We start from the raw sequence: 12,877 nt of genomic DNA on the forward strand, positions 1-12,877 counted from the left end.
CACTTATAAATTTAAATGTATGAGAGGAGAATAGCCTATGTATATCCCTTCGCATTTTGAAATTACTGATATATCAATTGCCTATAAGATTATTAGAGAACATAGTTTTGCTACATTGTTTTCTCAACATGATGGGACACCATATGCTACCCATTTGCCATTAATTCTCGATAAAAATCATATGTATCTATACGGTCATTTTGCTCGTCCAAATCCTCAATACACAGACATAAGGAATCAAATTGTGTTAGCAGTATTTCATGGTCCTCATTGTTATATCTCCCCTTCTTGGTATGAGACGAATAAGGCAGTTCCAACGTGGAACTATGTGACCGTTCATGTATATGGGGAAGTCGAACTTATAGATGACGAAAACGTGTTAATGGTTTCCTTAAATGATATGGTATTGAAGTACGAAACCCCTGATAGTTCCTACAGATTGCAGGATATAGACCCCAACTTTCTAAGTGGTTTGAATAAAGGAGTTCAAGGCTTTAAACTGAAAATTAACAGAATAGAAGGGAAAGCCAAGTTAAGCCAAAATCATTCCATACAACGACAGGAATTGGTTATTCAACAGTTAGAAAAGATCAAAAATACAGACGAGCAACTAATCTCCTCTCTTATGAAACAAAATATTAGGTCATTAAGCTAACAGAAAACGTAATAAAGTTAAGGCACAGGACAAGCTAAATCAACTCATTTAAAAGAGCCCAGGCGTGTGTATTTGATACGCTCCGCCAACTCTGAATTGGTTATGTCAAAGTAGGTGAGGTTATGTCGGGTATTCCCGATTATAAAAGTTTCTTACTACCGTTTTTGCACATACTGAGTGATGGACAACCGCATACGCTGGATTCGCTAAATGAAAGCTTGGCTATTGCATTTAACCTTTCTCAAAAAGAAAAGGATGAACTTGTAAAATGCGGGAGGCAGTACAGATATAAAAATCGGATCATTACCGCAAGAACGTTTTTAAAAAAGTCGGGATATATCGAATTAGTAACTGATAACCATATTGTTATTACTGAAAGTGGAAAGGAATTTATTGGTAATTTATTCACCTTTAAATAAGTTTAATGCATAAAGATCAGCTATAACTAATAAACAAATCGGCATAAATGCCAAATAATATGAATTACAATTGAACATTCTGACCATATTAACTCTGCTGTAAAACATTAAGGAGGAATATTCAATGACTGACCAACAATCGAACCAACAAGAACAAAGTAAAAGAACACAAGCTCAAAATTCTCTGAACCATGCACTGCACACGCTGAATGAAGCAACACATAGTAATGTCAATCGAGAGCAAGACGTTCAGGAAGCAAAAGAAGAGCTTTACAAAGCCCAACTAGAACATTTGGAGGCAAAAGTTTCAGATAGTAAAGACACGATTTCCTAAGAACTATAAGCAAGTGAAATTCCCACGAAACATATAAACCACAATTCGGCTAATCGTCGTTTTGTGGTTTTCTTTTGACGCTGTTTATACCCGGCACCAGGTACGAGCAGTCTACGAATCACTGAGAATGGCGCCACCTCCTACAATACCTCCACCGGCGATAGCCTTTAATTCCATTTAAGCTTTTCCACAATCACAACTTAAACGGAGGCACGCTTTCTCTCAAATTTCTGAATAAAACGAAGAGCAGCACCTCATAATGAATAGTGTGTATAGAAAGCGAGGAAGTTAAAAACCATGAGTGAGCAAAAAAACAGAAGCCGACATTTGATTGATCCAGAAATAATCAGTGCTGTTGATTTATTTCCAACAACTGATCTTTCTGAATCATTGTTAATGGAATCACGTCAAAATCAATCGAAAATGTTGCCGCAAATAGATGTTACGCAGTTGTTCCCAGTTACTTTTGAAGAAAATACAGTACCAAGTTATTTCGGAGGTCCAGATATACGTATAGAAATCATTAAACCAATCCAGCCAAAGTACAAGAAGATGCCTTTATATTATTCTATTCACGGCGGCGGAATGGTTATGGGAAGTCCAGTTGGTGATCGTAAAGCGAACGCGTCACTTGCTTCCCAGCACGGTTTTTGCTGTGTATCTGTCTATTATCGATTGGCACCAGAGCATGCTCAGCCAAGTCAGTTACAGGATTGTTATTCCGGCCTAAAATGGTGTATTGAACATGCTGAGGAATTAGCGATAGATACTCAGAAAGTGGCCATAGCTGGCAGCAGCGCTGGTGGAGGATTAGCAGCGGGTCTAGCCCTATACATTCGTGATCAGCAGGAATTTGATATCCATCATCTAAGGCTACGTAATCCAATGCTTGATGACCGTACTAGCACTGCATCAGAACATCCATATGCTGGTGAGTTTGTTTGGACAAAACGAAGCAATTATTTTGGCTGGAAATCTGTTTTAGGACATGAACCAGGCCATGAAAAGGTTAGTGAGTATTATGTGCCTGCGCGTGCAAAATCACTGGCCGGTTTACCACCTACTTATATAAGTATTGGTAGCATTGATTTATTCATTGATGAAGTCTTATTATTTACAAAACAACTAGTTTTTGATGGTGTCTTAGTGGAATTACATGTATACCCAGGGTATCATCATTTGTCTCCGATGTTTCCTGATGCCCATTTTTCAATAGAAGGTACCAAATCCAGTGAATGGGCTTTGCTGAAGGCGCTGAATTTACTTTAAAGAGGGAATGAATAAAAAAGGATATTATTGTAATTGTACTTATTGCTTGCAAAGAGAGGAGAGAAGCTCTCTTAATAATTGTCGGAGGACGAGAACAACATGTTTTAGAAGCCGCATAACTGCGGCTATTTTCATTTCAACAATTGTTAAAAGTCATGTGGCAAGAACTTATGTCGTAGCTAAGAATAGGGGGATCACTATGACAACAGCAGAAGTAGTGCGAAAATTTTTTGAGAAGGTTCGTTCCGGCATAGAACCCGAAGCTGCACACAGTTTGATGGCAGAGCGTGTGCTTGCACACCAGATAATTGCGGAAAATGAGGTGACCGTAGAGCGAACTCCCGCCAACTATGCGGATCATGTCCGTGAAATGATTGAAGCCTACGGCACTTTTAGTCTAAATATTGAAGAGTTTCTAATCCAAGATGATAGAGTCTATGTACGTTGGAAACAAACTGGAGTTCATATCGGAGAGGTTGACGGTTTCTCACCAACCGGCAAACCGATTGTAGAGATTGCGAGCGCCGTCTACCGCGTTGAAAATGGCAAAATCGCAGAGTATTGGATTCAGATAGACCGCGAAGGAATCCGCGTTCAATTGGAGCGTAATGCAGAGAACTTTTTATCTCCTTGAAGGGAAACTTTTCTAACAGTCGTTGCGTCATATGAATGAACTTATTTTTGCCAAAAGGAGGCTTCTCCGCATGAAAATCGGTTACCGAAGCTTGTACGTGACCGCTGGAGTTATTATCTGTCTGCTGATCAGCTTCGCTGCCTGTTTGACTGCCTCAGCCGTCGCCCCGTCATCCGCTTTTTATCACAAGTTCGAGCCGCCAACACTTCCACCCGTCATCACCTTATTCGAAAATACGCCATTGTATCCGGATCAGGATGAATCCGTCGATCCTTGGGCTACGCTTACCCCTCAAGATGTGGAAACGGTAGAGGCGGAAAAGGACTGGTATATACCACCTCAGAGCGGCGATTCAGGAAAGAGGTGGATTATGATCAAAACGACGTGGCTCGGAAAAATGTGGATTTACTTGGACTACGATCGAATTGGTACGGTGAAACCGGCCGATACGAATATCGCTCTGATATGGCCCGCCGCATTGTACTCAGAACCTATGAAGGATGCGTTAACGGACGTCGTTCTCTCTCAACAGACCGTTCACTGCAACGCGATATTTTTTACCCCTAACGGCAGCAGCGCTTACCGGATCGAAACATCTTGGCTCGGAGATCAGTGGCTGGTTAATCCTAACTACATCCTTCTCGACATGGAAATATTGAACCACGAAATGACCTTGCCGACGGAAACACTACGGATGGAGGACTGGGATGCGGCACACCGAATGCAGAGCCCGTCTGAAGCTCATTTCATTCCACCGCAAACCGTATTTGCTATGGAAAAAACCGTCAACGGCGAATATTATGTCCGTGCCGGAGATGGGAGCACCTTCTGGATCAACCCAGCTTACGCCCAGCCGGTTGGGGCCAAGGAGATTAACGAAACGATTGAGTTAAACAAAAATACGCTGGTACATCTGGTTCCAACGGCATCCCATCCAATTTTCGGATCTCTTACCCCGCAAAAGGTGAAGGCTTTCCAGCAGTGGGACGCTCCCGATGGAAATCGCTGGTTCCGGATTCACAGCTGGAATGGCGATCTATGGATTTTGCCGGATAATTGATACAGGTAAGAAGTAAGAATTACAGGAGGAGCATACTATCTTTACTTTAGGGGCGTACCGAAGCTGTACTTACGTCCCTTCCATAATAATGGGCAGGATTGCATTATGCCAGCAGCTTCATTAAGGTATTGGGCAGATTAGCTGAGTAAGAATAGCCTTTTTGAGATACAACTTATATACACACGGCTTAGTTTTTGGTGAAATGTGGACTTCTGTTGTTAGGAAATAAAGAGATGAAGGAGTGTTGTAATGTCCTATATCGTTGATTTTAATAATGTGTCTACGGTTGGTTTAGAGTCTTCACCTGTAATAGAAGCGCTTGCTGGTTTACGTGCTAATGAAGCCCGTTACCTTACGGTTGATGACCCTAAGAAACGGGCCGTTGGTTTTAAGCTTTCTGAGTGGATGGAGATACCAAAAGAATTAGAAGGGAAGTTTAAGTTTGCTAGGCAGAAGTCTAAACTGGCTAGAACAATTCGGGGCTCGTTTTTTGTAATTAAAGGAGAGTATTGAAGTAAGATAATAAGCGAACAAAGTTCTGTAAATGTAACAGATTAAAATCTTGTTTTCATGTGGCTTTAATGAGTCAAGCTTATAATAAAACTCGACCCTCTTTTTAATATAAATCTTAGACTTACAGCCCTTCGCTGTAGGTCTCTTTATTCTATTCAACTAAAGGGCAGGATAATTGAGTACGCATATGGAATATAATGGTGATACAGAAGCTTGGGAAGTCAAAAAAGAAGTTAACTTTTAATAGGTTGCGTTAGTTTGCGAGTAGCCAAATTAGATAATCAAGCAGAGTCGGCTTACTGGATGGAAGAAGCAGACTACTTCGCTGAAAGGAGCCATTGCGGCGTGATTGTGATCCCTGACACTTTTATTGAAAGAATGCACGAACTCCACGGTAAGCAAGGAGTAGCATGGTCGGAGGCGCTGCCTGGGTTGATTACCGACTGTGCAAACCGCTTCGATTTTAGCCCGGAAGCTCCATTTTCCAATTTATCTTATAACTTCGTGCTGCGGGTAAAGCGTAGCAACGGGAAACTAGCCGTTCTTAAATCATCTTTCATGAAGGACGAGCTTTCTAAGGAAGTTAGTGTGCTTCGTGCCTACGAGGGCCGGGGGGCGATTCATGTGCTAGATGCAGACGAGGAATGGGGCGTGGCCCTGCTGGAGGGTGCCGACCCTGGCACACCGTTGTCGAAAATTGAGGATGATGCGCGTGCAACGGATATCTTTTGCGAAGTATTTCGACGCCTTCACCTTCCTGGAACAACCGGTAGTTTGTACCCGTCCATGAGGCAGCACTTCGCGGCAATCGAGAGATACCGCGAGCGATTCGACGATGTGAACATTGACGTACCACTGCCTGAGAGCTGGGTGGAAAATGCCGAAGAATGTCTGGCGTATCTCATTACGACCACGAGTGAGAATCTCCTACTGCATGGCGATCTGCACCATGAAAACATCCTTCTCCAAGGTGAAGAGCAATGGGCTGTCATTGACCCCAAAGGCATCATCGGAGACATCCATTTTGATACTATCCAGTATCTACTTAACTACGAGGATCGTGGCGGTGACTGCGAGCAGGTGCTGCGGGGCCGAATTGCGATTATGGCCGATCGCCTCGGCCTGGACCCACGCCGAATCGCGATGTGGGGCGTGGCGCGTGGCGTGCTTGAGGCATGCTGGGCGATTGAAGACGGAGGAACGGATTGGCAACGAGGCATCCAAATAACGGAGCGTTTCGCCAAATGTCTGGATTGAGGTATCAGCTAGGAATGAATGACCCTAGAATACGCAATTATTGGGCGATGATTGTTGATTCATTCGGTGATAATGAGCAAACGATGATTGGCGTCCTTAATATAGAAATGTTACAGGAAAAATATCAAAACGTTGATATAGAATTTGATATTTAGTTTGTCAAAAAAGCAATAGAATAACAAGGAGCAGATTCGCCGCGGCCGGCAGCTGCTCCCTTTTTCTTTTAAAGTAACTGGCAGGATAACGCAAAACATCGATTTAGCAGAGAGGTTACATAGGACCCCACGAGGAATATTAAGTTATACACTATTAATTTAGGAGTTGGTCAAGTGGAGACAGTGTTATCAGAAGAAATGATCCGAGATGACCTAATAAAAACATTTCAGCGCCTCTTCGATTTGAATGTACTTGAATATACTCCAATAAAACGAGGTTTGTTAAACTTAAAATGGAAAGTTACAACTGATTCAGGTCAATTTTTACTTAAACAATACAACAAAAAAAGATATAAATTGTATAATCCGGAGGAGCTATTGTTTGCATTCTCTCAACAGGTTAGATTATTTGACCAAGGTCTTGCATGTCCCAATTTGTTATCACACAATGAAAGTATTTTGCTTGAATCTGATAACGGAGAACGATTCACGGTGATGGAATATTGTCAGGGCAAACTAATTCCACCAGGTAAAACTAATGTACATCAAATATACGATTTAGGTCGAGCAACAGGAAAAATGCATCGATTGTTAAACGATGGAACACTCAGTATTAATAAGAGCCCGCAATTTATTCCTCCAAGTCGTGAGGAGCGTTTAGCACATTGGAACTCAGTTTGGGAACAGACAAAGGAAGCTGGCAAAACTCGGTTGCTTGCTGATATAGAAACTCAACGTAAAGCAACTGAAGATTTTAATATAGAAATACTCGAATTTCTTCAATTAGGGTGGGCTCATCGTGACCTTTGGGTCGATAATCTTTTATTTAATGATAATCGATTAACAGCAATTCTTGATTTTGATCGGCTAAAATATGACTATCCGCAGCTTGATGTTGCTCGTGCTGTTATATCATGTGCGTTAGATGATAATTTAGATGTCTCCCTTGCTTCAGCATTTATGGAAGGGTACAGCGAAGAACTCACAGTGGTAAAGGGTTACTTAACAAATTCATTAAAGTTGTTGTGGTATATGGAAAGCACATGGTGGATAAATGCTAACATGGATCAACATAGTGCACCTCCCGCCCGCTTCGCAAAGGAAATGCTTTGGCTTGCAGAAAATCAAAAGAATATGTCCGCTTTGTTAGGAAATATTTAGATAATGCTGAGCAATAATGTAAATTACAAAAAAAATTCAAATATTGTAGAAATCCGCATCCTTGAAACGACATTATTACGTGAGAAAAATCACGAACCCAAAATATGAGAGGAGTTAATATCATGCATTTCACACTTATGTTTTTCGAATCTCAGGAGGATTTCGCCGCTCGCAAGGATTCAGAAAGACAACAGGAATACCTGGCAGGTTGGTCACATTATGTGCATGCCTTGCGTGATTCTGGAGTTGTTGTCAGCGGATTTGGCCTTCATGCTCCTGAGACGGCAGCGACCGTACAACGAAGTGACGGAAAAATGTTTGTACAGGATGGGCCTTTTACTGAGACAAAAGAGCAACTCGGCGGTTTATTCGTTATTGACGTACCGGATCTGGACACCGCGCTGGAATGGGCGGCCCGAGCCCCTGTAAACGCAATTGAAGTGAGACAAAATCTCCCGACCATGAAGTAGGATATCAATGAATACTCATCATGTTGTAGAAAATACCGTGCGCGATTCTTACGGCCGAATAATTTCATATCTAGCAGTAAACTGGCGTGACCTAGAGGCGGTTGAGGATGCGCTTGCGGATGCCCTTGTCTCCGCTTTGGAATCATGGCCGCAGACTGGCATTCCAGACAAGCCGGAGGCATGGCTACTAAAGGTAGCTCGACGGCGGCTTATGGATCGCGCCCGCCGTGACCGTGTTACCGAAAGAGCTTTGCCGGTTCTACTCACCATGTCGGAGGAAGCCCAGAGAATGGATTCCACTGAAGCTTCATTTCCCGATGAGCGGTTAAAGATGCTGTTTCTTTGCTCGCATCCGGAGATTGATCCGTCGATTCACACTCCGCTAATGTTGCAAACCGTACTTGGCATTGATGCATCTCGCATCGCGACTGCATTTGTTGTAAAGCCCTCCACCATGGGGCAGCGGCTTACTCGTGCTAAGGCCAAAATGCGAACTGACTGTTTGACGTTCACCATGCCCGATGTCGAAGAATTGCCTAAGCGCTTGGATGCCGTTCTGGAGGCTATTTATGCGGCTTATGGCAGTGGTTGGGATGATCTGACGGGAGTAGATCCGCGTCGCAGGGGTTTAGTAGATGAGGCGATTTACCTAGGGAGACTCCTCTCTAAGTATATGCCTGACGAACCCGAAGTTCAGGGACTTCTTTCGTTAATGCTGCATTGTGAGGCGCGACGGGAAGCTCGCCGCGATGACACGGGGAGCTATGTACCTCTCTCTGAGCAGGATTCGTCACGCTGGTCAATCCCCCTGATGATGGAGGCAGAACGTTGTCTTCATACCGCTGTGCGATCGAACCGAATAGGACGATTCCAGCTCTTGGCGGCCATTCAATCGGTTCATTCCCAGCGAACACGGACCGGACGCATTGAATGGGAAGAAATCGCATTGTTATATGAGGGACTCACCCGCTTGAGTCCCACTCTCGGGGGGTTGGTCGGACGAGCAGCCGCTGTTGCAGAGGCCTATGGGACTGAAAAAGGGTTGGCCCTGCTTGAAGCTATTCCTCAGGCTAAAATCGTGAACTACCAGCCTTATTGGGCGCTTGCTGCCCATTTGTACAAGAAAATGGAAAAATTCGAAGAAGCTCGAACGGCTTATAGCCGCGCTATTGGACTTTGTGAAGATCTTTCTGTAAAACAATTCTTACATCAACGAGCAAAGGAGGGGATGTCCATTGAAAACATATGAAATCCAAGGCGGATTCGGAAACGAGTTGTGTCAATTAATGATATCGGAGCTATTAATTCCTCACCCCTTGTTATTCAAGTAATAGAATGGTTAAAAACGGAGCGGTTATCGCTTGAAGTCCAACGATTGAATGATTGGCTCGTATTGGAGAAGTAACACATTCAATTAAAAGGAAACAAGAGCATCATAATAAGTGACTACGTCAATCTCATTAAGGTGAAAGGGTAAAGTCAGGTGCGTTAGCTTAATGAAGTAGGATAGTTACAAAAAAAGGAAAGTTATATTTAGAAACGAATACTTAAATATCTGCAAATTTCATGGAATAGCAGTTCTTTATCATACTGAGATAAATGAAAACGATAGCAATTGTTGGAGCAGGACCAGGATTAGGAATGTCCATTGCGAAGAAGTTCGGTAAAAATGGATTTCGTGCAGCCCTTATAGCCCGTAATGAAGATAAGTTGAGCCAACTGGTTATTGAACTGGAACAACTAGGCATTGAAGCGGCGGCGTTTCAAGCGGATATATTAAATAAAGCCCAAATAGGTTTAACTTTCGCAGCGATCAAAGAGAAATACGGATTTATTGATGTACTTGAATACAGTCCAACGCCGGGTATCGATACATTAGCAAACCCATTGGACATAACAGAAGAAAATGCGCTATTCCAATTTCAGTTCAACGTTTTAGGCGCGATATCCAGTGTTCGGGAAGTGCTTCCGGATATGCTGGATAAACGAAGCGGAGCTCTGTTATTTACGACAGGTAGATCGGCAATTCATCCGGTGCCGATGATGGGCAATATCGGAATTGCAATGTCCGGTCTTCGTAATTACATCTTAAATTTGAACAGCGAATTGAAGGACAAAGGGATTTATGCAGGGCACCTTTCGATCGGAATCTGGATGCAGCCAAACTCGGGAGTTCAAGACAAAATCGCCGACATCTGGTACGACATGTATTCCAAAAGAGATCGAGTAGAAGAATTAATTACAGAAGAAAATGTATGAATAGGAGGAGAAAATAAAGACCTATCACTTGGCGGTATTTAATATATACGTGTTTGCAACTAACAGTACATTGGCTTCGTCAAATGGATATAAGAATTTACATTTGGCGAGGAGAGGACAAATTGAAGAAACATTTTATTGCAGGTGTGTTGTGTGGTGTCTTCTTAATGGCAACAACTTCTGTATTTGCTTCGAGTGTAATTGAAGCAACAATCTTTCCAAGCAAAGTTACTTTTTTTCTAGCTAACGGGCTCTCTAAAGAAGTACAACCACAGGAAGGTGAAGAGCTGCTTAACTTTAATAATAAGGCATATGTACCTCTTCGTTTATTCGCTGAGAGCAGTGGTGCTCTTGTAAAATACACACAAGCCTCTCCTGAGACGGATAACAAACATAAAATAGATGTTCACTATGTTGCTGAAGAGGCTCTTTTAAAGCCAACTTCAAATGCAGCTGATAATAAGCCACTTGAGGACTCATGGGAACTGCAGCTACAAGATATGCTTGTTTTAATTCTACTTCAGCATATGAAAGAGAAACTTGCTGAGGTATACTCAGATGTAATTTCAATACCACCAGTTATTCATCCAGATTCTATAAATGTGAAGAGTGTTGAAAGGGTAGCTGCTTTCCGTGGTTTTGATTTTTTAATCACAATAGATGCTCAACCAATAGTCGGCCCTCATATACCTGTCGGCGAAGATGTACTTACATATCGGATCTCGTCGGCTGGAGTTGAACTTATAAATTTTGAACATCTTAGAGGACCCGATAAGGATGACTTCCTCCCCAATTACCAAAATCTTTTGAAGTAACTGGAAACGATAGTACAATGGGCATACTAATATAATCGGATAGCTAAAAATTGGATGAGAGGAAGGAGTTAGATACGATGATAAAAGGTTTCGGAGGAGTATTTTGGAGAACTAAGAATCTTGAAGTTATAAAAAAATGGTACAGTGAAGTGTTGAAGATTGAAATAGAAAATTGGAATGGGACTGTGATAAAACCCCAATTAGGAAATGAGACTATCTTTTCTTTCTTTACCGAGAATGACAGTTATTTTCCAACAGAACAACAAGTGATGTTAAATTTCCAAGTACATAATCTAGACGAGACTATTAAGCATCTTGAACATATTGGTGTACCTCTTGCAAAGAAAAAAGAGATTAGTGAATTTGGGAAGTTTATTTGGATTGAAGATCCTGATGGTCGACTGGTTGAGCTTTGGGAGAAATAACGAGTGGTAATTCATTTGCTATTGAGCTCACTAGAAACGATAGTTTAAAGCATCTTGGGGCAGTTTGCCAGCGCAAACTGCTCCATTTTTCGTTATGCTATTGGGCATGTAATCAAAAATAGAAGGTGATAAACAAGTGAACATTGAAGGCGATTGGCTCGGACAAGCGTCGATTAAGATGAAACGCTGGCCTAAAGATACCATTGCGGCAGGTCGTCGTCATACTGTTGGGCTTAAATCTGAAGGCACGGTGGCGGCTGTGGGTGATAATAAATATGGCCAATGTGATGTAAGCGGCTGGCGCGATATTGTGGCGGTCGCGGCTGGTAATGTTCATATGGCGACGAACACGGGTAATGCTCATACAATCGGTCTTAAATCTGACAGTTCTGTGGTGGCTGTGGGTTGGAATAAACATGACCAATGCGATGTAAACGACTGGTGCGATATTGTAGCCGTTGCGGCGGGTTGGCGTCATACCATTGGGCTTAAATCGGATGGTACGGTTGTTGCTGTGGGCCGAAAAAATGAAGGTGAATGCAATGTAGGCGGCTGGCATGATATTGTGGCAGTCGCGGCGGGTGACTGGCATACCATCGGTCTTAAATTGGACGGCACGGTGACGGCTGTGGGTAATAATCGGTATCACCAATGCAATGTAAGCAACTGGTGCGGTATTGTGGCGATCTCTGCGGGTTATCTTCATACAATCGGACTTAAATCGGACGGAACGGTGACGGCTGTGGGTAATAATCGGTATAGCCAAGCCAATGTAAGCGGCTGGCGCGGTATTGTGGCGATCTCGGTGGGTAGTAATCATACCATCGGCCTTAAATCGGACGGAACGGTGGCGGCTGTGGGTTGGAATGAGTATGGCCAATGTAATGTAAGTGATTGGCGCGATATTGTGGCGATTGCGGCGGGTTGTGCCCATACCGTCGGTCTTAAATCGGACGGCACGATGGTTGCTGTGGGTGATAATGAATATGGCCAGTGCGATGTAAGCGGCTGGCGCGGTATCCAACTACCGGGCAATTAGTTCGGCCATATATCATTCCAAGCAGCAGGATGATGGTATTTCAATGCTATCGGAAGTTAAATGTGAGGAATTGAACGCAATTGGTTAACAGCTACTTGAAAAAAACAAAATGATCGTAATCAGACAAGTTCTCTCTTAGGAGTGAGCTTGTCTTCTTTTTTTTCCGTGAGGAGAACGAAGGTATACCCGAATTCGACTATTTTGCTATGTTCGGATAATATAATGAGCGAAAGCAAGACTGTGTTCTTACTTTAATGGAAGAGACAAATAAAGACCTATCACTTCCGTTTTTTTATTCAACTGAACAATGAAAATAATTATATACTGCCAACCGCATTAACGGAAAACGATAGTTCAAACACCAGGAAAAGGCTGCGGATCAACTCCAATTTTGACAGCCTTTCTGTATACA

16 protein-coding genes are annotated in these 12,877 nt (G+C 42.7%); all 16 read left to right on the forward strand.

The genetic code is table 11. The annotated features are described in order from the left end of the window. The first annotated feature begins 37 nt into the window (after positions 1 to 37). Positions 38 to 655 (forward strand): FMN-binding negative transcriptional regulator, encoded by a 618-nt coding sequence (locus ACFQ0C_RS16240; RefSeq protein WP_379368120.1) that lies wholly within the window; start codon positions 38 to 40, stop codon positions 653 to 655. Between the two features lie 122 nt (positions 656 to 777). Beyond that, positions 778 to 1,074, forward strand: coding sequence for a winged helix-turn-helix domain-containing protein (locus tag ACFQ0C_RS16245; protein ID WP_379368121.1), 297 nt, complete (start codon positions 778 to 780; stop codon positions 1,072 to 1,074). Between the two features lie 124 nt (positions 1,075 to 1,198). After that, the gene (locus tag ACFQ0C_RS16250; RefSeq protein ID WP_379368122.1) at positions 1,199 to 1,408 is read left to right on the forward strand and encodes a hypothetical protein; all 210 of its coding nucleotides are present in this window, start codon (positions 1,199 to 1,201) and stop codon (positions 1,406 to 1,408) included. A 297-nt stretch (positions 1,409 to 1,705) separates the two neighbouring features. Next, a complete protein-coding gene (locus ACFQ0C_RS16255) occupies positions 1,706 to 2,677 on the forward strand; it encodes an alpha/beta hydrolase fold domain-containing protein (protein WP_379368123.1) in 972 nt (323 codons plus the stop codon). 199 nt (positions 2,678 to 2,876) lie between these two features. Next, positions 2,877 to 3,311 (forward strand): ester cyclase, encoded by a 435-nt coding sequence (locus ACFQ0C_RS16260; RefSeq protein ID WP_379368124.1) that lies wholly within the window; start codon positions 2,877 to 2,879, stop codon positions 3,309 to 3,311. Between the two features lie 70 nt (positions 3,312 to 3,381). Then, positions 3,382 to 4,371: an SH3 domain-containing protein gene (locus tag ACFQ0C_RS16265; RefSeq protein WP_379368125.1), complete on the forward strand. Its 990-nt coding sequence runs from the start codon at positions 3,382 to 3,384 to the stop codon at positions 4,369 to 4,371. 249 nt (positions 4,372 to 4,620) lie between these two features. Next, on the forward strand, positions 4,621 to 4,884 hold the full coding sequence (locus tag ACFQ0C_RS16270) for a hypothetical protein (RefSeq protein WP_379368126.1): 264 nt from the start codon (positions 4,621 to 4,623) through the stop codon (positions 4,882 to 4,884). A gap of 258 nt (positions 4,885 to 5,142) precedes the next feature. Next, positions 5,143 to 6,141, forward strand: coding sequence for an aminoglycoside phosphotransferase family protein (locus ACFQ0C_RS16275; protein ID WP_379368127.1), 999 nt, complete (start codon positions 5,143 to 5,145; stop codon positions 6,139 to 6,141). Further along, positions 6,129 to 6,296 carry a hypothetical protein gene (locus ACFQ0C_RS16280; protein WP_379368128.1) on the forward strand — a complete coding sequence of 56 codons (168 nt, stop codon included), beginning with the start codon at positions 6,129 to 6,131 and terminating at the stop codon, positions 6,294 to 6,296. The genes ACFQ0C_RS16275 and ACFQ0C_RS16280 overlap by 13 nt, the downstream gene beginning before the upstream one ends. A 174-nt stretch (positions 6,297 to 6,470) precedes the next feature. Continuing rightward, positions 6,471 to 7,457 (forward strand): phosphotransferase, encoded by a 987-nt coding sequence (locus tag ACFQ0C_RS16285; protein ID WP_379368129.1) that lies wholly within the window; start codon positions 6,471 to 6,473, stop codon positions 7,455 to 7,457. 122 nt (positions 7,458 to 7,579) lie between these two features. Then, the gene (locus tag ACFQ0C_RS16290; protein ID WP_379368130.1) at positions 7,580 to 7,927 is read left to right on the forward strand and encodes a YciI family protein; all 348 of its coding nucleotides are present in this window, start codon (positions 7,580 to 7,582) and stop codon (positions 7,925 to 7,927) included. A 7-nt stretch (positions 7,928 to 7,934) separates the two neighbouring features. After that, positions 7,935 to 9,176, forward strand: coding sequence for an RNA polymerase sigma factor (locus ACFQ0C_RS16295; RefSeq protein WP_379368131.1), 1,242 nt, complete (start codon positions 7,935 to 7,937; stop codon positions 9,174 to 9,176). 350 nt (positions 9,177 to 9,526) lie between these two features. Then, the gene (locus ACFQ0C_RS16300; protein WP_379368132.1) at positions 9,527 to 10,186 is read left to right on the forward strand and encodes an SDR family NAD(P)-dependent oxidoreductase; all 660 of its coding nucleotides are present in this window, start codon (positions 9,527 to 9,529) and stop codon (positions 10,184 to 10,186) included. Positions 10,187 to 10,308: 122 nt separating this feature from the next. Continuing rightward, positions 10,309 to 11,001, forward strand: a complete 693-nt coding sequence (locus ACFQ0C_RS16305) for a DUF3888 domain-containing protein (RefSeq protein ID WP_379368133.1) — start codon at positions 10,309 to 10,311, stop codon at positions 10,999 to 11,001. Between the two features lie 77 nt (positions 11,002 to 11,078). Beyond that, positions 11,079 to 11,426: a VOC family protein gene (locus ACFQ0C_RS16310; RefSeq protein ID WP_379368134.1), complete on the forward strand. Its 348-nt coding sequence runs from the start codon at positions 11,079 to 11,081 to the stop codon at positions 11,424 to 11,426. 178 nt (positions 11,427 to 11,604) lie between these two features. After that, on the forward strand, positions 11,605 to 12,465 hold the full coding sequence (locus ACFQ0C_RS16315) for an RCC1 domain-containing protein (RefSeq protein ID WP_379368199.1): 861 nt from the start codon (positions 11,605 to 11,607) through the stop codon (positions 12,463 to 12,465). Positions 12,466 to 12,877 lie beyond the last annotated feature (412 nt).

The organism is Paenibacillus sp. GCM10027630, assembly GCF_042676305.1.
Classification (GTDB): Bacteria; Bacillota; Bacilli; order Paenibacillales; family NBRC-103111; genus Paenibacillus_S.

Coding starts and splice junctions, on each gene's coding strand:
- ACFQ0C_RS16260 (WP_379368124.1), top strand. CDS start 2,877: ATGACAACAGCAGAAGTAGTGCGAAAATTTTTTGAGAAGGTTCGTTCC.
- ACFQ0C_RS16280 (WP_379368128.1), top strand. CDS start 6,129: ATGTCTGGATTGAGGTATCAGCTAGGAATGAATGACCCTAGAATACGC.
- ACFQ0C_RS16265 (WP_379368125.1), top strand. CDS start 3,382: ATGAAAATCGGTTACCGAAGCTTGTACGTGACCGCTGGAGTTATTATC.
- ACFQ0C_RS16270 (WP_379368126.1), top strand. CDS start 4,621: ATGTCCTATATCGTTGATTTTAATAATGTGTCTACGGTTGGTTTAGAG.
- ACFQ0C_RS16240 (WP_379368120.1), top strand. CDS start 38: ATGTATATCCCTTCGCATTTTGAAATTACTGATATATCAATTGCCTAT.
- ACFQ0C_RS16290 (WP_379368130.1), top strand. CDS start 7,580: ATGCATTTCACACTTATGTTTTTCGAATCTCAGGAGGATTTCGCCGCT.
- ACFQ0C_RS16250 (WP_379368122.1), top strand. CDS start 1,199: ATGACTGACCAACAATCGAACCAACAAGAACAAAGTAAAAGAACACAA.
- ACFQ0C_RS16295 (WP_379368131.1), top strand. CDS start 7,935: ATGAATACTCATCATGTTGTAGAAAATACCGTGCGCGATTCTTACGGC.
- ACFQ0C_RS16315 (WP_379368199.1), top strand. CDS start 11,605: ATGAAACGCTGGCCTAAAGATACCATTGCGGCAGGTCGTCGTCATACT.
- ACFQ0C_RS16310 (WP_379368134.1), top strand. CDS start 11,079: ATGATAAAAGGTTTCGGAGGAGTATTTTGGAGAACTAAGAATCTTGAA.
- ACFQ0C_RS16255 (WP_379368123.1), top strand. CDS start 1,706: ATGAGTGAGCAAAAAAACAGAAGCCGACATTTGATTGATCCAGAAATA.
- ACFQ0C_RS16245 (WP_379368121.1), top strand. CDS start 778: ATGTCGGGTATTCCCGATTATAAAAGTTTCTTACTACCGTTTTTGCAC.
- ACFQ0C_RS16300 (WP_379368132.1), top strand. CDS start 9,527: ATGAAAACGATAGCAATTGTTGGAGCAGGACCAGGATTAGGAATGTCC.